This window comes from Bacillus sp. PSXD-155 (assembly GCF_049310765.1).
In the GTDB taxonomy this organism is placed as follows: Bacteria; Bacillota; Bacilli; order Bacillales; family Bacillaceae_G; genus Bacillus_A; species Bacillus_A cereus.
Genome location: NZ_JBMOWC010000002.1, coordinates 187,325 through 208,903 on the forward strand (window position 1 = coordinate 187,325; position 21,579 = coordinate 208,903).

Here is a 21,579-nt window from a genome sequence, read left to right on the forward strand (position 1 = left end):
AAAAAAATATATATGAAAGGATGAACTACACATGAAAAAGGCATCTGTCATTGGATTAGGTTTTTTAGAAAAATTACTTGCTATAGTAAGCCCAATCCTTTTAGGCATTATTGGATATTTTTCACCTAAATTAATAGAGATTATAAAAAGGATTCCTCTCTTTTCTGATTCAAAAATTATAGAACTTTTAAATTTTATTAACCCCTTCTGGCTTCCTATTATCCTCATGCTAATTGGTGTTTTTGCAGGAATTTTATTTTCTTTAATTATTTATAGTGACGCTTTAAAGATGAACATTACTTCGGAAAGCATTCACGTGAATAAGGACGATCAAAAGAAACAAATCACCAGATCAAATGTAAAAGCCGTTTTTGTAGATAAGCGTCAAGTGGTTATCATTGATCAAGAAGACCGAGAATGGTTACGTGAAACATCTGACATTAACCCAAGCAAAATTAAAGATACTTTCTTAATGCAAGGCTTCCCCTGGGTGGAACAAGATCCTTATAAACATGAGTATAGCTTATGGAAATTAGAGGATGAGCGATTTAATAAAAGCATAAATACTATTTTGTATGAAAGACGAAATGCCCTTCGAGAAGGAAACTCGAAAAAAAAGAAGCATTTACGCAAAGATTTGAATGAGCTAGGAGTCTTTGTCAAAGACGATGGAGAAGATCAGTATGTCCGTTCCATTAAGTAATAGAAAGCACAAAAAACGAATAAAACCTACAGAGAAATTACATTTCCTCTGTAGGTTTTATTCGTTTAAATCTGATCTCCTCTCCTAAAGAAACATATTCAACAAAAGAGCAAAACCAAATGCAATAAATGATAACAATGTCTCGAGTACCGTCCACGTTTTAAACGTTTCCTTCACCGTCAAACCTAAATACTCTTTTACAAGCCAGAACCCTGCATCATTTACGTGAGAAAACATTAATGAACCTGCACCGGTTGCAATAACGAGAAGCTCTAAATTCACACCAGACATGTGCTGAATAACTGGTGAAACAATCCCTGCTGCTGTCGTTAATGCTACTGTAGCTGAACCTGTTGCAATTCGAATTAAACCAGCTACCATGAAAGCTAATACGATTGGTGATAACGAAATATGTTCTGCCATTTGTGCAATAGCTGTTCCAACGCCGCTTTCAATTAATATTTGTTTAAATCCACCGCCTGCACCAATTATTAAAATAATAGAACCGACAGGCAATAAACTTTCATCTGTTAATTTTTTAATCATCTTTTTATTAATACCTTGTTTGATACCAAGTAAATAAAATGCTGCGAAACATGAAATAAGTAAGGCGATTACTGGACTTCCTATAAACACGAAAAATTCAGTCAATTTTTTCGGTAATGAAATATATGGTGCAACTACTGATAAAATCATCAATACAACTGGTAATAAAATAATAAAGAATGAAACTTTACGACTTGGCAAATCAGTTGATACTGTCGTAACTCGAACAAGCTCCGGTTCATTTTCAGGTATAACCCTCTTATGTACCCACTTTGCAAATATTGGGCCTGCTATAATAGCCGTCGGTAACGCGATAATTAATGAATATAAAAGTACCTTTCCTAAGTTCGCGTTATAAATACCGATTGCAGTCATGGCACCTGGATGCGGAGGTACTAGCCCATGTACGATAGATAATCCCGCAATAACAGGTAAAGCAATTAATAATATGTTTTGCTTCGTTGTTTTTCGAATTGAAATTACAAGTGGTAATAAAATAACAATCCCTACTTCAAAAAAGACGGGAATCCCTATAACAAAACCTGCAAATAACATAGTCCAAGGTAATTTTTTTACGCCGAAAAATCGAATAAAGAAATCTGCAACTTGCATGCCTGCTCCTGAATCAGACATCATTTTCCCGAGTATAGTTCCAAGTGCCAAAATACCAACTAAATGACCTAGTACACTACCAACACCAGTTTCATAGGCAGCCACTATTTTCGTTAAGTTCAGTCCAGACATAATAGCTAAAAACAAACTCGCAACTGTTAAACTAATAAATGCATGCCATTTCCACCATGATACCCCTAAAATAACAATTGTGATCGCAAGTAACGTGACGATTAATAAGTATATATCCATCTCTCATTCTCCTTACTTTTATCCCGATTGGTGTGGGCTAATAATTAGTGGGTGATGCCCTCCTCCACTAATTAAAGTTTTACTTTATAAAAAAAGAGGGAACATCCCCTCTTTTTTATACGTCATAATTCACTACATAATGCTGCATTTCTGTATTGTAGTAGCCTTCGCTATATTCAATTACTTCGCCAACTTCATCATAAGAATAGCGCATACGTTTTAATAACGCTGTTCCCTCTTTTTCACCTAGCGCTTCTGCAACGAAATTAGGTGCAAGCCCAACCGCGAATTCATCTCTGAAGTTTTCTAAATGTATACCTCGGTCCTCAACTAAATCGTAAAGCGATTGTAAATCAAAGTCCGATAAATCTGTACTCGCCATTCGAGCTGAGAAATAGTGCGTATAATGAATATACGGCGTATCATTTAACATATATAGGCGCTCGATACGAAAACTCTCTTTACCGAATAATCGAAACGGCACTGTTCCTTCCTCATTATGAACGATTTCTGCTTTTAATAATTTCTTTTGTACTTTATATCCTTCTTCCACTAACACTTCTGTAAATTTCTTACCCTTTGACAGTTTTGTCGCAGAAGTATTACGAATCACTTTCGTTCCTTTGCCGCTCTTCTTTTCCAAATATCCTTCTTGAGCGAGTTCTTTAATCGCATTACGCACTGTAATCTTACTAACTTTGAACTCTTCTTCTAATTGCGGTTCTGAAGGAATATTCGTATGAATCGCATATACGCCATGCAATATTCGATCACGAATAATATTTTTTATTTGTAAATATAATGGTCCTTTTTTCCTCGTTACGTTCACTGTTACACCCACTACCTTTCTACATCACCTACTGATGCCGTCATCGCCCGAAGTATATCTTTCTCTGATGACATTGGCGTATCACCGACGATTGTATGTGCTAGCATTCCAGCTGCTGACGCAAATGAAACAGCTTTCTCTGGTGCAAACTCTTTTATCTCGCCATGAATAATTCCGCTCGTATAAGCATCTCCAGCACCTATTCTATCATATACAGAAAACGTAAGTGTTTTTGCAAAAGTTAACGAACCATCTTTACATATAAACCCGCGAAGCGAATGTGTATTATCACTGTTAATAGAGCGATGAGTACCAGCGATTGTAGCGATATGATACGTTTCAGCTACCTTTGGAATAAGATCCAGCAGCTGCGCTTCTCGCTCCGTCTCTTCTGTTTTCATTCCAAGAACGAACATCGCATCTTTTTCGTTCATCATAACGATATCAGCAAGCCCCAGCATTTCTTCATAATGCGGTTTTGCCTGTTCATATCCGTCTTCTCCCCAAAGTGATGGACGATAATTGCAATCAAAAACGACGGTTCCTCCGTTTTCTTTAACTGCTCTGGCTAAAGACTTCATATGATGGCGTACAGTATCATTCATCGCAAGTGTAATACCGCAAAAATGAACGATATCAATCTCCTTAGCGATTTCTTCAAATTGATACATTTCTTCACATGCCGTATTGAAGCTACTTTCTAATCGATTCGAATATGTAACGCGGCTTGCACGTGCACCGAATCCATTTTCTAAAAAATACATACCTACATATTTACCGCCTCTTGAAACAAGAGAAGTTTGAATCCCTAACTTTTGAATGTAAGATACAGCTGCATCTCCAACCGAATTTTCCGGTAAAGTTGAAATAAGAAGCCCTTCATGCCCTAAGTGAGAAAGTGCCGCTACAACGTTCACACCTGTACCTGAAAATGAGTAATTTAACGTGTTAGCTTGCGACAACAATTCATATCCAGGTACTTGCAGGCGCATCATTACTTCGCCGAACGCTGCAATTTTCTTACGCATATTGATCAACTAGCTTTTTCACGACTGCTAATAATTCACGAACATCTTCTACTTTCGTATTACCAGTTTCTTTATCAATAATAGAAGAGTATACGTGCGGGATAACTTGCTCTACATTTGCCTCAAGCGCAATACGTACAATTGTTTCAAAGTTTTCTTTATCAATTCCACCTGTTGGCTCTAATGCGAATCCTTCTTCTGCACAAGCTTTCGCAACTGCGCGATATTCTTCTTCGTGAGCTAGCCCTTTCATCGGGAAGTATTTCAATGAATTTCCGCCCATATCACGCACAAGTGCGATTGCTGTTTTAATTGGAACGATTGCTTTTTCTTCTCCAGCCGCACTAATTGGGCCAGTAGAAATATTTACGTAACCTACTTTTCCTGTTGGTGATACTAAACTATTAATCCAGCTATCTTTTTCGCCGAGATTTGCACGCGTTGCTCCAACTGAAGGGAACACTTGGTTAATATGGCTACCAGGATAATGCTTCGCAATTTCAGCTACAACTGCTGCTTGGCGATTATCTCCTGCGCCTAGTCCGATTGATACAGCGTCATCAATTTCTTTTCCGTATGCTTTCATAGCTGTAACAGCTTCTTCTACTGTTGGGTAGTCTTTTGATAACACTCCCACTACTACATAACCTTCTGCTGCTTCAAAAATATCTTTTGCATTTTCTATATTGTTTGCTAATACATTTAATGCTACGCGGCCTTTATAAAAACGGTTTTGAATGTTTGTCATTTTAGTTTCCCCCTACGATTTCTCTCAATTTTTCTTCAATCACATGTATGTCATCACCTTGAAGTGGACGTGGATCAATATCAAAGAATCCTTGTCTTACTCCGTAATCACGTGTATAAATGGCGATTTCCCCTTCGCGTAATGCAGTCACAACATCTCTTGCTGATTTGTTTAACTCTTTCTCGTTAATATGAATACGAGCTCTAAAGATTGCTCTTCCAGCTTCATCTTGAACGATCGTTACATTTACACCATTTAATTCTTTTAGCGGCATAAGTACTAGTAGCAATTCTTTTTCTTGCTCGCTCTTATCTTCTTTTACTCCGTACTCATCAAGCGCTTGAAGTAAGCCAAAAGTTGTCTCTTTCCCGACTTTCATACTTCTTCCGATGCAATGTAATTGCACTTTCAGCCATTCGATATATTTTCGTTTACCGCCAACAATACCAGAAGTAGGTCCTTCAATTGCCTTTGAACCACTATAAATGGCAAGGTCTGAATACTTCACATATTTTTGAATGTCTTCTTCAGCTGCCGCATCAACGATAAGTGGTACGTTATTTCGCTGCGCTACTTCCCATGCTTCTTCAACAGAAATCATATTTTTTTGCACTGCATGATGTGATTTCACATAAAGAATTGCTGCTGTATTTTCGCCAATCGCATCTTCAATATGTTCTGCTTTCCCTTCATTTGCGTAGCCAACTTCAACGAGTTTTCCTCCACCTAAGTAAATCATCGTTTCAACAGGAGCACCGTATTGAACGTTATGACCTTTTAACATAATCACTTCGTTTTTCGCGATTACTTCTTGATGAAGTCTTTCACTTTTACGGCGATTTCCTTCTGTAACGATACCAGCGATAGAAAGCGCAATTCCGCTCGATGCTGAATTCACAACGACCGCTGCCTCTGAATCTAGAATTCTCGCAATATGGTCTCCTGCTTTATCTACTAAATCAGCAATTTCCACATAATTTTGTCCACCATGTTTCATCGCATCCATTACTGTATCTGTAGGAGCAGATACACCTAAAATACTCATTCTACCGCTCGCATTAATCACTCTTTTTAATCCGTACTTAGCATTCAATGAATGACCCATTAATTACAACCCCTTTCGTATCAATTCTTTTTTCAGCAATGCGCTGATCCCCTTCTGAATCAATTAACGTAACCTTCTCATCTTTAACCGTAAATAAAGTTAAGTTTGCAATATCCCCTTCTTGAATACGGCCAAGCTCTGGTTTCTTAAGCCACTCTGCCGCATTTTTCGTAACCGCATCAATCACTTCTTCTAGCGGATAACCTAAGTAAAGGAATTTCGAAAGAACGTGAGCCATACTATACACTGGACCATGTATACGATTCTTCCGGTAAATATCCGTACTAATTGTATTAAAGGCAATATCGTGACGCTTCGCCGCTTCTGCTACTTTAAAAGAAAAGCTAGCATTACCGTGACCAACATCTAAATGCACGCCGCGATTCACCGCATCTAACAACACAGGTAGCGGTTTCCCTTCTTCATCAAATAAATTATTTTCTTTCCCGTTTAAATAATGTGTAATCACATCATCTTTTTCTAAAAGAGGTACAACTTCCTCTATACGGGGAGGCGCTGAACCGATATGTACCATAATCGGTAATGATGTTTCTCGAGATAAAGCGCGCGCTACATGCAGCGGTTCAATTCCACTATCACAAACGACACTTTTACTCATTCTCGCCTTTAACCCAACGATTACATCTTTATACTTTTCTACTGCTTCTATCGCTTTCTCTTTATCTATCCATTCCATATTGGATAGTTCATCAATTCGTTTCAAACCGATGCGAGAAATATTTAAAAAGGCAAATAAATTTGTCTTTGCCTGCTCTCTACTTTTTACTAAATCTGCAATGCGATTAGCACCGCAACTACCCGCATCAACAATTGTCGTTACCCCTTGCTTAACGCCAATTTCATCCACCTCATCGCCATACGGATCAAACTCTGGAAAAGCATGAACGTGTAAATCAATCCAACCACTCGATACGTAAGTACCAGAGTAATCAAGAACCTTTCCACCCTCGCCAGCACCAGCTTTCGTCACCTGTGCGATTTTGTTATTTTCAATTACAATGTCAATCTCTTCCCCGTTCACACGTTTCACATTACGTAGTACGAATCGTTCTGTCATTGTATTTCCACCCTTTTCTATAAGAAGCCATAAGAATACGCTTACATTAAAGTTTCATTTTATATCTCTTTCACACTTTTAGCGTAACACAAAAAAAGGGAGAAGTAAATATAACGTTATAATGTTTAAAAATACATAAAAAGATGCTCCTCCAAAATGCTAATAGTATAGGAAATTATATCAACGATTTTTTGAATATATCTATCATAACTTACAATATATCAACGATTTTTCAATTATATCTATCATAACTTATAATATATTAACGATTCGACAAAGAATATCGATTTACCGACAAAAAACGTCACTTCCTTTCTTATATAAGAAAAGGCTGTTCCAAATGGCACAGCCTTTTTCTCTATTCCTGAACCGTCACAATAACCCCATCCATATTGTTCCCGGAAATTTCATACTGCTTGTTTGCTGGAACGTTCACTTTCGTATTCTCAGAAACTTTATAATAAGAAACAGTATATTTCTTACCTTCTACTTCAGTTGAAACCTCTTTTTCCTCTTTTAAAAACTCTAAATATTCCTCTAGTGTAAAATTCTTTTTTTGCATAATTGCGCTATGAGGTAGGCCGACATAACGGATATGCCATGGCTCATATTGAATTCCAGTAATGTTACTTTTATTTTTCGGATAACGTAATACAAAGCCATGCTTCCATACGTTCTCTTCAATCCATTTTCCTTCAGGCGCTTTCTCCATTTTCTTTTGAGTAGACCCAATGTCCAGTGATAATCCTAAATTATGTTCACTGTATCCTGCTGGAAGTGCATAATCAGATCCCATTTTTTCATATAGCTGTTTTTGCTCTTGGAAATCTCTATAACCACTACTAATCAAAAAATGGTTAACACTTTCTTTTCCAGCCGCATCGACAACGTTCAAAAACTTTTTCACAACATCCTTTGATAAACGAAGATTTCTATCAAATATTACATAACCTCTTACTAATTCACTATTATGATTTACATTTATAATATCAGACCTAATACTATCTTTTTTTACTGGATAATCCCTGTTAACTAATAATAAATCGCCCTTATAAATTTGTTCCTTCGTAATCTCTTTCCCCTCGGTGTTTGCCGCCTTTACTAGCTCATCTTTCCCGACAATTTTAACATCGATTTCCTTTTGAAATAACGGTGATATATAAACGCCTACACATACTGTGAATGCTATAAAAAAAGAAATAAATACCCACTTTTTCATTTCTAGTTCCTCCTTAACGTAACTTACGTATAGAATAGAAAAAACTATTAAAATAAAAAGTGGGGTAAAGTTTAAATTTTTATTAAATTGTTACATTCTCGTCTTTTGGCAATCGTACTTCAAATAGCGTTCTAACTACATTGCTCTCAGCAGAAATCGTACCGTTATGTTGCTCGACAATATTTTTCGCAATAAATAGTCCAAGGCCTGTCCCGCCACGGTTCTCTGTTCTCGCTTTATCACCTGTATAAAACATATCAAAAAGATAAGGTAAATCTTCTTCTGGAATGCTATCTCCGTAATTCATAATTTGTACGACAACTTCTCCATTATCAACATACCCATTCATATCAACAAATTGCCCATCATACCCGTAACGAACGGCATTTGTTAACAAGTTTTCAAATACTCTAGCTAACAATTTCCCATCACCGTGCATCGGTAAATGAGGATCCACATTCAATCTAGCTTCTAAATGATGTTTTTCTAATAACGGATACAATTCCTCCTCTAACTGTATAAGCAACTCACTTATATCAATCGGCTTTTTATCCAGGTTTAGCATGCCATAATTCATACGTGTAATTTCAAATAGCTCATCAATTAAACTTTCCAGTCTTTGCGATTTTGTATATGCAATTGTGGAGAAATGTTTAATTTGTTCTTTTGTTAAATTTTCATCTTTAAGAATTAAATCTAAATATCCTAACACGGATGTTAACGGTGTTCTTAAATCATGAGCTAAATTCACAACGAGCTGATCTTTACTACTTTCAGCAAAATCTCCTCTTTCAACAGCTTCTTTTAACTTTTCACTTGCAACATTTATTTCACGCGCGATATTTCCAAACTCATCATTTGATGAAACTTGAACTTTATTCGTAAAGTTACCGTTCGCAAGATGATGAATCCCATTAGAAATTTCATCAAAGTATTTTAAATACGGTTTTGTCAAAAAGAAGAAAAAGATAATAGATAACGGAATAAAGAAAATTAAAAAGAAGTTAATGTCTCCAAATTCCCTTACCATTGACCTAAATTGTGCTAAAGGCTCTTCGTAGCGAACCATCGTTTTATAATACAACTGCAATCCTTTATAAATTATATAAGTTACAGTTGCTGCAAGCACCATACTTAACGCAAATAAGGCAATCATTTTAAATCGAAAACTTTTCATCATATTAGCCATTGAAAGTATAACCTACTCCCCACACTGTTTTTATTAATTTATCCTTTCTTTTATCTTCTCCAAGTTTCTTCCGCAAAGTACGAATATGTACCATTACTGTATTTCCACCTTCATAATAATCATCCGCCCATACGTGCTGAAAAATATTTTCCACATTGTATACTTTCTTCGGATGACTCGCTAATAAATATAAAATATCGAACTCTTTCGGCGTTAATTCAATTTGCTCACCATACACATCAACCGTCCTGCGCTCAGGATTAATTACGACTCCGCCTATTTCTAAAGCAGATTTACTCTCCGCTACTTTCGGTTGATTTAACGTAAAAAACCTACGCAGTTGTGCATTTACACGTGCAACTAATTCTATCGGTGTGAAAGGCTTCGTCATATAATCATCCGCACCTAGTACAAGACCTGTCACCTTATCAAAGTCCGAAGTTTTCGCGCTTAAAAAAATAATTGGCATATGATGTTTCGCGCGAATTTGACGCGTCACCTCATAACCATCCATTTTCGGCATCATAATATCTAAAACTACCAAGTCGATTGGCTGCGTTTCAATAATATGAACCGCCTCTTCCCCATCCGCTGCTTTCACAACATGGTACCCTTCTTTTTCTAAATGTATCTCAATTAAGTCAGCAATTTCCGCCTCATCATCAGCGATTAAAATTGAAATGCGTTTCATTTTACTCCCCCTTTTTCATTCCATTTTTATACGCTCGATTGTAAACTAGTCTATCCAATTTGTACAATACAAAAAGGCTACTCGTTAAAGTAACCTTTGTAAATAAAATTATATCAGCGATTATTGAAATATATCGACTTACCGACAATGAACGACAAAATCCTCTCGCTACTTGCGGGCAGCCTAAGGAAACTCCCCTTTACCGCTCAAAAACAATTCGCTGCTTCGTGATTTCCGCCAGCCTTCCGCGATCTACTTCATACTCAGCATCAACGCTTTGCGGCACCCTCACTTTCCCGCCCTCAAGCGTCACTTCCGGTGAAATAATATCCCTCTGCCAATGTCTACTAGAAGCGGATATATCACCAGGAATCGTAAAGTTCGGCAGTGAAGCAAGAGCAACATTTTGCGCTCGTGAAACCCCCATTTCTACCATACCGCCGCACCAAACGGGTATGTTATGCTCCATGCAATAATTATGAATTTGAACCGACTCTGTTAATCCGCCCACTCGCCCTGGCTTAATGTTAACGATGCGGCAACTACCAAGCGTAATCGCAACGCGTGCGTCTTCTAAACCATGAATACTTTCATCTAAACAAATCGGCGTTTCAATTTTCTTTTGCAACTCCGCGTGATCAAGAAAATCGTAATCCGCTAACGGTTGTTCAATCATCATTAATTGGAATTCATCTAGTCGTTTCAGCCTCTCTGTATCCGCTAATGTATATGCTGAATTTGCATCAGCCATTAGCGGGATATGCGGAAACTCTTTTCGAATTTCTTTTAATAACTCATAATCATGCTCTGGCTTTATTTTCACTTTAAAACGCTCGTATCCTTCTTCCGCGTACTTCTCGATTTGTTTTAACATAACCGGAATCGTATTAATCCCAATTACAACGCCGACTTCAATTTCATGACTAGTTCCGCCAAGTACTGTCGCTAGCGATTTCTTTTGACGCTTCGCATATAAATCCCAAACAGCCCCCTCTATTCCGGCTTTTGCCATTCGGTTTCTTTTTATATGTTGAAATAGACCCGGTACCTCATTCGGATGAGAAATTTCAGCCTTTAATAAATCAGGTATTAAAAAGTCTTGCAGTACATGCAGCGCTGTCTTCACCGTTTCTTCCGTATACCACGGTTCAGAGAATGCAACGACTTCCCCAAATCCGATGTACCCGTCCGTATCCTCTAATTCAATAACGATACTCTCACGCTTTTCGTAAGTCCCGTAGCTTGCAGCAAACGGGATTACGAGTGGCATTTCCGTTATATACAGTGTCGCTTTTTTTATTTCCACCTACATCTCCTCCACTAATTGTCTTAACTCTCGTCTTAACAATTTTTTCGAAGCGTTACGTGGTAATTCCTCTAAGAAACATGCTTTCTTCGGCACTTTATATTTCGCTAACTTCTCCTCGCAAAAATGAAGAATTTCTTCTTCTGTTACCGCCCCGCTTTTCACAACAAAAGCAGCTGGTACTTGTCCCCATTTATCGTCAGCCATGCCGACAACACCAGCTTCCGCTACTGCCGGATGAGAAAGCAACACTTCTTCAATTTGAGCTGGATATATATTCTCTCCGCCAGAAATAATTAAATCACTGCGACGATCTAATACGTATAAAAACCCTTCTTCGTCTAAATAACCGAGGTCGCCAGTATGAAGCCATCCGTTTTGAATAGTCTCTCGCGTCGCATCTTCACGGTTAAAGTAACCGCCTGTTACGTTCGGTCCTTTTACTACAATCTCACCTTCCGCAAATGGTGGCACTACTACGCCATCTTTTTCAATACGAAGTTGGCACTGAAATAGTGGTTTTCCAGCTGATCCTACTTTCGTTAACATGTAATCTGCGGATAACGTACAAATTTGCGAAGATGTTTCTGTCATACCGTACGTTTGATATACAGGAATCCCTTTTTCTACACATGCTTCTAATAGTGGTTTTGGCGCTGGTCCTCCGCCAAGTAACATGCATCGTAAAGAAGATGGATATGTCTCTGCCCCAAGTCGCTCTAATAAATCAGTTAACATTTTAGAAACGACAGAAATAATTGTTACTCCTCTTTTTTGAAGTGCTTTATGAATAAAATCAGCATCATATTTCGGAACAAGTAAAATACGCATGCCGTACATAATGTTTTTCATTAAAAGAGATAGCCCGCCAACATGGAACATCGGCATGCAGGCTAACCAGCAATCATCATCACGAAGTCCTAAATTAAGCGACGAACCAACTGCGCTTGCCCAATGATTTCCGTACGTTAAAATAACTCCTTTCGGTTTGCCTGTTGTCCCAGATGTATAAATAATTGTCATCGCTTCTTCTAAAGAAAACTCTTCTTGTATAGAGGCTTCCTCTTTTGGTCCATTCATCACTTCGGCGAATGAATAAACAGGAACATCTTTAGCATCAAAATCTTGATCCGTCACTAAACAAACAACTTCAGCATCATCCATTTGCCAAAGTAGCTCTTCTCTTGAAAGACGCGTATTTAAAAGCACAGCTACTGCACCTACATAAGATAGGGCGTGAATAACTGTAATCATCTCCATACCATTTTTCATCAGAACAGCCACCTTTTGCCCACGCTTCACTCCTACATGCGTAAGGTGTTCACAAACAGATACTACTTTTTCATGTAGCTGTATAAAAGTAACTTTCTCTTCCTCTATTTCAATTGCAGTGCGATCTGGTGTTAAAAATGCACGCTGCATTAACCAATTAGGCATCGTCTCCATTACTCATTCTCCTTTCATGAAAGAAAGAGACTTGATATGACATCAAGTCTCTTAGTTGTTTTGTTTCCGGTTTGTTCTTTTGGTTGCGTCTCACTTTGTGGGTGAGCTGCTTCCGCTTTTGGTTTGATCACGGGAAACGAGGGAATTGACCGAAGTCCGGACTGCGTTTTTCTTTGAATGCGTCGCGACCTTCTTTTGCTTCGTCAGTTGTGTAGTACAATAACGTTGCATCTCCAGCTAGTTGTTGAATACCAGCTAGACCGTCTGTGTCTGCGTTGAATGCAGCTTTTAGGAAACGAAGTGCCATTGGGCTGTTTGCTAAAATTTCTTGTGCCCATTGTACTGTTTCTGCTTCAAGCTCTTCTAATGGTACTACTGTATTTACTAAGCCCATATCAAGCGCTTCTTGTGCGTTGTATTGACGGCATAGGTACCAAATTTCGCGAGCTTTCTTGTGGCCTACCATACGAGCTAAGTAACCAGCTCCGTATCCACCGTCAAAGCTTCCTACTTTAGGACCTGTTTGTCCGAATACAGCGTTGTCTGCAGCGATTGTTAAGTCACATACGATATGAAGTACGTGTCCACCGCCGATTGCATAACCTGCTACCATTGCGATAACTGGTTTAGGAATTGCGCGAATTAGACGTTGTAAGTCTAATACGTTTAGACGTGGGATTTGGTCGTCACCTACATATCCACCATGACCGCGAACTTTTTGGTCGCCGCCAGAACAGAATGCACGTCCACCTTCTCCTGTTAAAATGATAACGCCAACATTTGCATCATCACGAGCGTGTGCAAATGCATTGATTAACTCCATTACCGTTTTTGGACGGAATGCGTTATGTACTTCAGGGCGGTTAATCGAAATCTTTGCGATACCATTGTATGTTGAATAAATAATATCTTCGTAATTGCCTTCTGTTACCCATTCAATAGCCATTACAACTACCTCCTTGTATATTTCTGATCTCCTCTATAAGTGTGACTTCCTTCTTACTGAAAAAAGCATCACTGCATAGTTTTTAGAAATCCCTTTACTATTGTATCAAACTTTTCCGGTTGTTCCACATGAATTGCATGGCCAGCACCATCAATTTTGACAATTTTCGCATCAGAAACGTATTTTTCGATGTTTTTTAATATGCGAAAGAACTTTTCATCATATTCTCCGTTCATTAAAAGAACAGGCATTTTCAAGTTGTGTAGCTCATCCCACCATGAAGGCTGAGCCCCTGTTCCCATGCCGCGCAAGCTATTTGCAAGTCCTTTTGGATTGTTAGCAAGCCGTTCTTTTCGCACCGCTTCTTGTACGTTTTCTGCTAAACGTTTTTGCGTTTCAAAAAGCGGAATATTTTCCCACATAGAAACAAAACTTTGAACGCCTTCTCGCTCAATTTTATTAGCAAGTCGATCATCTTTTTCACGACGTTCTTTTCTATCCTCTTCGTTTTCGAGCCCAGCTGTACAATTTTCTAATAAAAGAGAGTGTACATAATCTGGATATAGACATGCCATCGTAATCGCTAATCTACCGCCCATTGAATAGCCAAGTATATGTGCTTTTTCAATCTGAAGGTAATCTAATAGTTCTTTCATTTGCAATGCCACATTTCGGATATCATAATGCGCAACATCTTCAGGACTCTCGGTCTTTCCGTGTCCAACAAGATCTACTACAATAACTTGAAACTGCTCGCTCCATGAAGGGATAAAAGAACGCCACGTTTCCATGCTTCCCGTAAAACCATGAAGAAGTAGAAGTGGTTCCCCGCTTCCAACTACTTCATATTCATACGATACACCTTGCAGTGTTACGTTCATTTTGATTCACCTTGCAACGATGTAGTAATTACGTCTTGTGTTTTTGCCCATAACGTACGGTGCAATGTTAAGTTTTCATCACGGTTCGTACAAATTTCCACAACGTGTAAACCTTTTGTCGTTGCTCCCTTTTGTACTTCTTCACGGAATTGCTCCCAACCATTTACACGGCTAAATGAACCACCGTACATTTTGACAACGTGCTCATAATCAAGTCCAATTGGTGTTCCAAATAATGATTCAAAATGTTCCTTTTTCTCATATTGTGGTAAGAATGAGAAAATACCCCCGCCATCATTATTTACAACGACAATTGTTATGTTTAATTCATGTAATTTCGCTGCTAATAGCCCATTTAAATCGTGATAAAATGATAAATCACCAATCACTAATACAAGTGGATCGCAAATAATGCTCGCTCCTAAAGCTGTCGAAATGATTCCATCAATACCATTTACGCCACGGTTTGCCATCACATGGATGTTTTTATCCGATGTGAAGAAGAATGAGTCTGTATCACGAATTGGCATACTATTGCTCGCAAATAACGTTGCGTCTTCTGGTAATACGTGCACAATATCTGTAATAACCTTTCCTTCAAATGCAGTTTCATATGTTTCCATTTCACGAAGCGTTTCCTTCGTTTTTTCGTTTATATGTTGCCACATTACGAACCAATCATTCTTCTTCATAACTGGCATTTTTTCTATTACTGCCTTGCAGAATTCAATGTCACTTGCTTGCACAACTTCTGTCGCAACAAGAGCTGGATCTCTCCATTGTCCTGATTCATCGACAACGATATGAACTGCTTTCGTTTGTTTTTTTATGAACTGCGTTAATGATTTAGAAATAGGCATACCACCAAAGCGAATTAACACGTCCGGTTTCCATTTTTCTTTTAACTGCTCATTTCGTAAAAATGTATCATAACAGTCAATTACCATCGTTTTATCGTGGTGTCCGCTACGAATATTAGAAAGTGGGTCTGCTAATATAGGATAGCCAGTTTTTTCAGCTAGTTGCGTTGCAAACATTGCAATTTCTGAATGACTATCATCTCCACAAATAATAAGCCCCTTTTCCATATGTGAAAGGCGCCCTACAAGAGAATCTACATATTCACTCGGCATCGTCACGTTTCCTTGCTGAACTACTCCTGTATATTCACTACGTCCTTTATCCCATAAGCTTCCTAGTGAGAAATCAGGGATAAGTGGCTCGCGAACTGGAAAATTAAGATGAACAGGACCCTGCGGCGCTAAACAAGCATTTGCTACTATGCGCTGCGTCGTCATACGAGCGTAATGATACATCGCTTCACTCGCTTCTGGCAGTGCCATCTCTGTAAATTGTTTCACAAAAGTACCGTATAAATTAAATTGATTCATTGCTTGTGGTGCACCCACATCTCTTAATTCATGCGGTCTATCCGCTGTTAAGACGATAAGCGGGACCCTTGAATGAAAAGCTTCACATACAGCTGGATAGTAATTAGCTGCTGCTGTTCCTGACGTACATAATAATGCTACTGGGCGTTTTTTCGCTTTCGCAATACCGAGCGCGAAAAATCCAGCTGATCTTTCATCTACATGTAAATATGTGTTCATTCCTTCGTGTTGTTCCATTAGTAAAGCAATCGGCGTTGACCGTGAGCCTGGACTAATGACAACATCACATACATCTAGACGCGTCAGTTCATCCACGAACGCGCCTAAATAATATGATAATGCTTCTATATGATTGTTCATTTCATTAATTCCTCCAAAGCACCAAGCATCGGTCTAAACTTCAAACTTGTTTCTTCATATTCAAGCTGCGGGATTGAATCAATTACAATACCACAACCGGCAAATAAGGATGCTTTCTCGCCGTTTAATAATCCGCAGCGCAGCGCAACCGCAAATTCACCATTTCCTTCATCATCTATCCAGCCAATCGGTGCACCATACAACCCTCTGTCTAACAATTCAACATCACGGATCAGTTTCATCGCTTCCAAACGAGGTGTCCCGCCAAGAGCTGGTGTTGGATGTAATTCTTCTACCATTGTTAAAAGACTCGCATCGCCTTTTGCTTCTACAGGCGTATATAAGTGAATTAAGTTTTTCGTTGTTAATAAACCTGGGCTTTCCGGAATATTAACGTATTCGCAATGTTCATTTAGTACCGAGCGGATCATGTTAACAACATAACCATGTTCAGCTAAATTCTTTTCATCATGAAGAAGCGCATTACTATTTCGTTCACTTTCTTCTATAGAATGACCATGACCGATTGAACCAGCAAGACACATCGATGTAAATTTCTCATCTTCTTTGCGAATTAATCTCTCAGGCGTCGCTCCTAAGAAGCATGCTCCTTTATAATCAAAAGAAAATACGTAACAATCCGGTTGACCAATGCGAAGTGCTTCTAAAACAAGAGCAGAATCAATCGAATGGTTCATCTCTACTTTTAGTTCCCTCGCCAATACAACCTTCTGCACGTTACCCTGCTTCATCTCATCTTGTACTTTTTCAATTGCTTTCATCCAGCCTTTCGGATCCACTTCTACTTTAGAAATAACAGTTAATTTCGATCCGTTTAGCGCACATTTACTCTCCTCAAAAATTTTCTCTTCTAAAGAAATTATTTCATTATAAAGAGTTTCTGCACAATCTGTTGCTGCAACAAATGTATTCATCGTTAACCATGCTTTTTCATTTTTTACAGTTAATAAAAATGCTGGTAGTGAAAATGTCGTATCTTTAAACTCTTTCCATAGGTCCGTTTTCTCTTTTTCTGGATCAAAGGAAAAACCACCAAATAAAAGCGGACCCGTTCCAAATTCATATTCATCTCTTTGGACAAATGCATTCTCTTTTACTTTCTCCCACTCGTCACGAGCGGTTTGAAAGCGCTTATGAGAAGAATTTGCTATAGTGAAAACAGAGCCAATTCCTGCAAATATTACATGCTGAGCCGGGTCTGCAAAATAACATCTATTTTCGAATGAAATCCTTTTTCCTGCTGCATAGAACAGAAGCGGATCCACCCAGTCTATTTGTTTTACAAAACTAACCAATGTTTTTTCGTTAGTTGCACGCTTGATAGCTGCAATAAGAACTTCTTGCAAGCCTTTTTGTTTCGTTTGAATCACAATTGTCTCCCCCCTATGGGCGAAAAATAGTCATAATTACGCTTGATTTTAAGATACACCTCAAACGAAAGGCCTGTCAACGTTTAGCATTTCTGAGAAATTCACCTTCTCTTCCTAGAAAATAAACGTTGACACTAAATGATGCTTTTTCTACACTTAGTTGTGTACAATATGTGACCAAAGGAGGATTCAACATGGAAATGAACGTCAAAACGAATTCCTCTCCTACGGCGCCAAAGCCAAGTAAGCAAACAGGCTGGCGCATCTGGTGGAGTTTACTACGTCCCCATACATTAACAGCCGCTTTCGTACCTGTTTTCATCGGAACAGCATATTCGATGCAGGTCGGAGGTATAAATCAAATACATCTTCCTCTTTTCCTTATGATGCTTCTTGCTTGTCTTCTCATTCAAGCAGCAACAAACATGTTTAATGAATACTTTGATTATAAAAGAGGACTCGATCACGAAGGTTCAGTTGGTATCGGCGGCGCTATCGTTCGCGATGGCATTCAGCCAAAAACAGTGCTTAACTTAGCATTTGGATTTTTCGGCATCGCAATACTATTAGGTGTTTATATTTGTATGAATTCTAGCTGGTGGCTTGCTGCAATCGGTCTTGTTTGTATGGCCGTTGCTTACCTTTATACAGGTGGCCCACTTCCAATTGCATATACACCATTTGGAGAGTTGACAGCCGGATTATTTATGGGTGTCATTATTATTGGGATTTCATTCTTTATTCAAACTGGAACTGTAACATCAGAAGTCATTTTACTATCTATTCCAAGCTCCATTTTAATTGGCGCCATTTTACTAGCTAATAATATTCGCGACTTGGATGGCGATAAAGAAAACGGTCGTAAAACGTTAGCAATTCTCGTTGGACGTGAAAGAGCTGTTGGTGTACTTGCTTCGATGTTCATCGTTTCCTACATTTGGACAATTGCTTTAATTATCGTGGGCATCGTATCACCATGGATGCTTATCGTATTTTTAAGTGCGCCGAAAGCATTTAAAGCGACGAAAGGCTTTATCGGCAAAAGCATTCCAATGGAAATGGTACCTGCGATGATTGCAACAGCAAAAACAAATACAATCTTCGGTTTCCTAATGGGAATCGGATTATTACTTGGATACTTTCTATAAAAGGAGCTGCTTATGTGGCTCCTTTTTCATATCTGAAATTCATCTCATAATTCCTACTCTCAACGCTCATACTATGTAAAGAAACTGAATTGTAGGAAGGTGGACGACTATGTTAACTCCACAACAAGTAGGTCAATTTAAATCCATTTTAGAAAAACAAAAACAAGAACTGGAACAAACGATACAAACTCATGAAAATACAGATCGTGCTTCTGAACGCGATTCAGTAGGAGAACTGTCTAGCTATGACAACCATCCAGGTGATATGGCTACAGAGCTATATGAACGGGAAAAAGACTTCGGGCTTATTGAACTTTGGCATAAACAGCTTGAGGAGACGAAACATGCCCTACAAAAAATAGAAGCGGGTACGTACGGCATTTGTGAAGTGTCTGGCGAAGAAATTCCATTTGAAAGATTGGAAGCAATGCCGACTGCTACAACATGCATACAGCACGCGACAAATAAGTTAAATATGAATACACGGCCAGTTGAAGAAGAAGTGTTGTCTCCTTCTTTCCACAAGCATGATGAGGACCATTCTGTTGAGTACGATGCGGAAGATGCGTGGCAAGATGTCGCAAATTACGGAACATCTGAAACGCCGTCTGATTTAGAAAGACAAGATTCAAAAAACTATAATGGCATGTATGTAAATAGTGAAGAAAACGTAGGCTACGTGGAGGATTTTGAAAACTTTATCGGTACGGATATGTACGGGAAAAACCCACAAGTTTTCGCTACAGAAGAGCATGAAGAATATGAACAAATGCTTGATGATTTTGAAGAACGTACCTTCAAAGGTGAATTATCTTCAAATGAATCTAGTTCCAAAGAATAAAAAAAAGCATTCCGAAAATCGGAATGCTTTTTATCGCTAGCTAATTAGTTTTTTGTAACGTTAGCTGCTTGTGGTCCGCGGTTTCCTTCAACGATTTCGAAAGAAACTTCTTGACCTTCTTCTAAAGTTTTGAAGCCGTCGCCTTGGATAGCTGAGAAATGTACGAATACGTCTTCTCCGCCTTCAACTTCGATGAAGCCAAAACCTTTTTCGCCGTTAAACCATTTAACTTTACCTGTTTGCATGTCATGTACCTCCTAAATAAAAATGAAACTATGAATCCACATGAAAAGGTGGATATAAAGGACATGAATGTATAACAAGCTTACAGCCTTTAATACAACGTGCTTTATTTCCGTACCACATTATGTAGCTCAATAGTGCTTTCACTATATCATGCTATATCGAAAACGTCAAATGAGAACACTTTCATTCCATCATTTTTTATAATCCTAGTATAACCTTAAATTTTCATTCTATTTTTATTCAAAAATTAACAAAAATACAGTACTCTAATTCTTTTAACTTCTGTACAATATAATTACTACATATTTATGAGGTGAAAAAATGCAAGCACATGAAATCGAGTATAAGTTATATGGCGATGATATGCAGTTTGTTGAAATTGAATTAGATCCAAAAGAAAGCGTTATCGCAGAAGCTGGCGCAATGATGATGATGGAAGATTACATTGAAATGGAAACAATCTTTGGTGACGGTTCTGGCCCATCTAACGGTTTATTCGGCAAATTAATGGGCGCTGGTAAACGTCTCGTTACAGGCGAAAGTATGTTTATGACTGTATTTACAAATACAGGTCACGGCAAACGCCACGTCTCATTTGCTGCTCCTTATCCTGGTAAAATTATTCCTGTAGATTTAACAGAATATCAAGGAAAAGTAGTTTGTCAAAAAGATGCCTTTCTTTGTGCCGCAAAAGGTGTTTCTATCGGAATTGAATTTACGAAAAAAATAGGAACTGGTTTCTTCGGTGGTGAAGGGTTTATCATGCAGAAACTTGAAGGTGACGGCCTTGCTTTCATGCACGCAGGTGGAACTGTATATAAACGTGAATTAAAACCTGGTGAGAAACTTCGCATTGATACAGGTTGTCTCGTTGCCATGACAAAAGATATTAACTATGATATCGAGTTCGTTGGAAAAGTAAAAACAGCTCTATTTGGCGGTGAGGGTTTATTCTTCGCAACATTAGAAGGTCCTGGAACAGTTTGGATTCAGTCCTTAACACTTAGCCGATTAGCAGCACGCCTTACAAGCCCAGCAGCGCAAAGTACTGGTGAAGGTAGTGTATTAGGTGGCCTTGGTCGTTTATTGGATGGGAAAGAGTAAAAAGGGCCCTTATGCAGGCTTGTCCATCGACTAATATAATACTAAAATTAAACACCCTTGCTTGCAGTAATGCAGTGAAAGGGTGTTTTAATTTACGTCTACAAACGAGAAAAAGCAGATGAAATAAAGTAATAAGGTTTACTTCAGTAAAATAAGGTATATTATATTTGTTGAATAGATTCTCTTTCAAGACAAGAAAAGTAGGTGAACAAAGTGGGAAAATATCAATTGGATTCCAAAAGTCAGGTAGCTGTGGCAAAGTTTCATGAAAAACAGAAGCCTGCCAAATTTGATAAAAAGCAGCAACTTGAACAATTACGTGCGGAGTATTTGAAAAAAAAGCAAAAACAAACAGATAAATAATATGTTTCGTTTCCCGAAATTTTCGGTATATAGTGCGAACAAACACAAGTAAATAGGTAATCATCGTTCAAATATATACAGGCTATTTTTTCAAACCTCTTACAAGCCCAGCATTATAAAGTACTGGTGAAAGTAGTATATTAGGTGGCCTTGTTC

21 protein-coding genes are annotated in these 21,579 nt (G+C 38.3%); 5 read left to right on the plus strand and 16 right to left on the minus strand.

Going from position 1 to position 21,579, the window contains the following annotated elements; genetic code table 11:
• Positions 1–31: 31 nt before the first annotated feature.
• Complete coding sequence (locus ACO6VI_RS02455; protein ID WP_088021550.1) at positions 32–703, plus strand: YqeB family protein; 672 nt, start codon at positions 32–34, stop codon at positions 701–703.
• Positions 704–787: 84 nt separating this feature from the next.
• Here ACO6VI_RS02455 and gntP read toward each other — a convergent pair whose 3' ends face one another.
• The 15 genes from gntP to ACO6VI_RS02530 all read right to left on the minus strand — a co-directional run bounded on the left by gntP (position 788) and on the right by ACO6VI_RS02530 (position 17,721).
• A complete protein-coding gene (gntP, locus tag ACO6VI_RS02460) occupies positions 788–2,113 on the minus strand; it encodes a gluconate permease GntP (protein ID WP_161520168.1) in 1,326 nt (441 codons plus the stop codon).
• Positions 2,114–2,228: 115 nt separating this feature from the next.
• Complete coding sequence (locus ACO6VI_RS02465) at positions 2,229–2,954, minus strand: GntR family transcriptional regulator (protein WP_000539259.1); 726 nt, start codon at positions 2,952–2,954, stop codon at positions 2,229–2,231.
• Positions 2,954–3,970, minus strand: coding sequence for a sugar kinase (locus ACO6VI_RS02470; protein WP_001227512.1), 1,017 nt, complete (start codon positions 3,968–3,970; stop codon positions 2,954–2,956). The genes ACO6VI_RS02465 and ACO6VI_RS02470 overlap by 1 nt, the downstream gene beginning before the upstream one ends.
• Positions 3,963–4,718, minus strand: a complete 756-nt coding sequence (gene dagF / locus ACO6VI_RS02475) for a 2-dehydro-3-deoxy-phosphogluconate aldolase (protein ID WP_088021547.1) — start codon at positions 4,716–4,718, stop codon at positions 3,963–3,965. Before dagF ends, ACO6VI_RS02470 begins: the two co-directional genes overlap by 8 nt.
• Before the next feature lies 1 nt (position 4,719).
• Positions 4,720–5,823, minus strand: coding sequence for a DgaE family pyridoxal phosphate-dependent ammonia lyase (locus tag ACO6VI_RS02480; protein WP_098033592.1), 1,104 nt, complete (start codon positions 5,821–5,823; stop codon positions 4,720–4,722).
• Positions 5,801–6,901, minus strand: coding sequence for an amidohydrolase/deacetylase family metallohydrolase (locus ACO6VI_RS02485; RefSeq protein WP_098033593.1), 1,101 nt, complete (start codon positions 6,899–6,901; stop codon positions 5,801–5,803). The genes ACO6VI_RS02480 and ACO6VI_RS02485 overlap by 23 nt, the downstream gene beginning before the upstream one ends.
• 358 nt (positions 6,902–7,259) lie before the next feature.
• Complete coding sequence (locus ACO6VI_RS02490) at positions 7,260–8,120, minus strand: D-Ala-D-Ala carboxypeptidase VanY (RefSeq protein ID WP_000759402.1); 861 nt, start codon at positions 8,118–8,120, stop codon at positions 7,260–7,262.
• A gap of 82 nt (positions 8,121–8,202) precedes the next feature.
• Positions 8,203–9,309 carry a sensor histidine kinase gene (locus ACO6VI_RS02495; protein ID WP_063548903.1) on the minus strand — a complete coding sequence of 369 codons (1,107 nt, stop codon included), beginning with the start codon at positions 9,307–9,309 and terminating at the stop codon, positions 8,203–8,205.
• Positions 9,302–10,000: a response regulator transcription factor gene (locus tag ACO6VI_RS02500; protein ID WP_000822510.1), complete on the minus strand. Its 699-nt coding sequence runs from the start codon at positions 9,998–10,000 to the stop codon at positions 9,302–9,304. Before ACO6VI_RS02500 ends, ACO6VI_RS02495 begins: the two co-directional genes overlap by 8 nt.
• 199 nt (positions 10,001–10,199) lie before the next feature.
• Entirely contained in the window at positions 10,200–11,306 is a 1,107-nt protein-coding gene (gene menC / locus ACO6VI_RS02505) for an o-succinylbenzoate synthase (RefSeq protein WP_063548905.1), read from the minus strand.
• The gene (locus ACO6VI_RS02510; protein ID WP_063548907.1) at positions 11,307–12,752 is read right to left on the minus strand and encodes an o-succinylbenzoate--CoA ligase; all 1,446 of its coding nucleotides are present in this window, start codon (positions 12,750–12,752) and stop codon (positions 11,307–11,309) included. It lies immediately after the preceding gene.
• A gap of 127 nt (positions 12,753–12,879) precedes the next feature.
• Complete coding sequence (gene menB / locus ACO6VI_RS02515) at positions 12,880–13,698, minus strand: 1,4-dihydroxy-2-naphthoyl-CoA synthase (protein WP_000963892.1); 819 nt, start codon at positions 13,696–13,698, stop codon at positions 12,880–12,882.
• A 68-nt stretch (positions 13,699–13,766) separates the two neighbouring features.
• Entirely contained in the window at positions 13,767–14,579 is an 813-nt protein-coding gene (gene menH / locus ACO6VI_RS02520) for a 2-succinyl-6-hydroxy-2,4-cyclohexadiene-1-carboxylate synthase (protein WP_063548909.1), read from the minus strand.
• The gene (gene menD, locus ACO6VI_RS02525; protein ID WP_063548911.1) at positions 14,576–16,330 is read right to left on the minus strand and encodes a 2-succinyl-5-enolpyruvyl-6-hydroxy-3-cyclohexene-1-carboxylic-acid synthase; all 1,755 of its coding nucleotides are present in this window, start codon (positions 16,328–16,330) and stop codon (positions 14,576–14,578) included. Before menD ends, menH begins: the two co-directional genes overlap by 4 nt.
• The gene (locus ACO6VI_RS02530; protein WP_000616734.1) at positions 16,327–17,721 is read right to left on the minus strand and encodes an isochorismate synthase; all 1,395 of its coding nucleotides are present in this window, start codon (positions 17,719–17,721) and stop codon (positions 16,327–16,329) included. The genes menD and ACO6VI_RS02530 overlap by 4 nt, the downstream gene beginning before the upstream one ends.
• 194 nt (positions 17,722–17,915) lie before the next feature.
• On the opposite strand from ACO6VI_RS02530, the gene ACO6VI_RS02535 reads away from it, so the two are divergent.
• Both ACO6VI_RS02535 and ACO6VI_RS02540 read left to right on the plus strand, forming a co-directional pair.
• Positions 17,916–18,869 (plus strand): 1,4-dihydroxy-2-naphthoate polyprenyltransferase, encoded by a 954-nt coding sequence (locus ACO6VI_RS02535; protein WP_000425770.1) that lies wholly within the window; start codon positions 17,916–17,918, stop codon positions 18,867–18,869.
• Between the two features lie 109 nt (positions 18,870–18,978).
• Positions 18,979–19,710, plus strand: coding sequence for a yteA family sporulation protein (locus ACO6VI_RS02540; protein WP_000957398.1), 732 nt, complete (start codon positions 18,979–18,981; stop codon positions 19,708–19,710).
• 44 nt (positions 19,711–19,754) lie between these two features.
• On the opposite strand, the gene cspD is transcribed toward ACO6VI_RS02540, so the two are convergent.
• A complete protein-coding gene (gene cspD / locus ACO6VI_RS02545) occupies positions 19,755–19,955 on the minus strand; it encodes a cold-shock protein CspD (protein ID WP_001193052.1) in 201 nt (66 codons plus the stop codon).
• 322 nt (positions 19,956–20,277) lie between these two features.
• Between cspD and ACO6VI_RS02550 the strand changes: the two genes are divergently transcribed.
• Both ACO6VI_RS02550 and ACO6VI_RS02555 read left to right on the plus strand, forming a co-directional pair.
• A complete protein-coding gene (locus ACO6VI_RS02550) occupies positions 20,278–21,060 on the plus strand; it encodes a TIGR00266 family protein (protein ID WP_001147841.1) in 783 nt (260 codons plus the stop codon).
• Between the two features lie 213 nt (positions 21,061–21,273).
• Positions 21,274–21,423: a hypothetical protein gene (locus tag ACO6VI_RS02555; protein ID WP_000521642.1), complete on the plus strand. Its 150-nt coding sequence runs from the start codon at positions 21,274–21,276 to the stop codon at positions 21,421–21,423.
• Positions 21,424–21,579 lie beyond the last annotated feature (156 nt).

Bases quoted from the DNA above. Each gene is read 5' to 3' on its own strand.
- ACO6VI_RS02535 (WP_000425770.1), top strand. From the start codon at position 17,916: ATGGAAATGAACGTCAAAACGAATTCCTCTCCTACGGCGCCAAAGCCA.
- ACO6VI_RS02495 (WP_063548903.1), bottom strand. From the start codon at position 9,309: ATGGCTAATATGATGAAAAGTTTTCGATTTAAAATGATTGCCTTATTT.
- ACO6VI_RS02480 (WP_098033592.1), bottom strand. From the start codon at position 5,823: ATGGGTCATTCATTGAATGCTAAGTACGGATTAAAAAGAGTGATTAAT.
- ACO6VI_RS02550 (WP_001147841.1), top strand. From the start codon at position 20,278: ATGCAAGCACATGAAATCGAGTATAAGTTATATGGCGATGATATGCAG.
- ACO6VI_RS02455 (WP_088021550.1), top strand. From the start codon at position 32: ATGAAAAAGGCATCTGTCATTGGATTAGGTTTTTTAGAAAAATTACTT.
- gntP (WP_161520168.1), bottom strand. From the start codon at position 2,113: ATGGATATATACTTATTAATCGTCACGTTACTTGCGATCACAATTGTT.
- menB (WP_000963892.1), bottom strand. From the start codon at position 13,698: ATGGCTATTGAATGGGTAACAGAAGGCAATTACGAAGATATTATTTAT.
- cspD (WP_001193052.1), bottom strand. From the start codon at position 19,955: ATGCAAACAGGTAAAGTTAAATGGTTTAACGGCGAAAAAGGTTTTGGC.
- ACO6VI_RS02510 (WP_063548907.1), bottom strand. From the start codon at position 12,752: ATGGAGACGATGCCTAATTGGTTAATGCAGCGTGCATTTTTAACACCA.
- dagF (WP_088021547.1), bottom strand. From the start codon at position 4,718: ATGACAAACATTCAAAACCGTTTTTATAAAGGCCGCGTAGCATTAAAT.
- ACO6VI_RS02485 (WP_098033593.1), bottom strand. From the start codon at position 6,901: ATGACAGAACGATTCGTACTACGTAATGTGAAACGTGTGAACGGGGAA.
- ACO6VI_RS02470 (WP_001227512.1), bottom strand. From the start codon at position 3,970: ATGCGTAAGAAAATTGCAGCGTTCGGCGAAGTAATGATGCGCCTGCAA.
- ACO6VI_RS02490 (WP_000759402.1), bottom strand. From the start codon at position 8,120: ATGAAAAAGTGGGTATTTATTTCTTTTTTTATAGCATTCACAGTATGT.
- menH (WP_063548909.1), bottom strand. From the start codon at position 14,579: ATGAACGTAACACTGCAAGGTGTATCGTATGAATATGAAGTAGTTGGA.
- ACO6VI_RS02500 (WP_000822510.1), bottom strand. From the start codon at position 10,000: ATGAAACGCATTTCAATTTTAATCGCTGATGATGAGGCGGAAATTGCT.
- ACO6VI_RS02540 (WP_000957398.1), top strand. From the start codon at position 18,979: ATGTTAACTCCACAACAAGTAGGTCAATTTAAATCCATTTTAGAAAAA.
- menD (WP_063548911.1), bottom strand. From the start codon at position 16,330: ATGAACAATCATATAGAAGCATTATCATATTATTTAGGCGCGTTCGTG.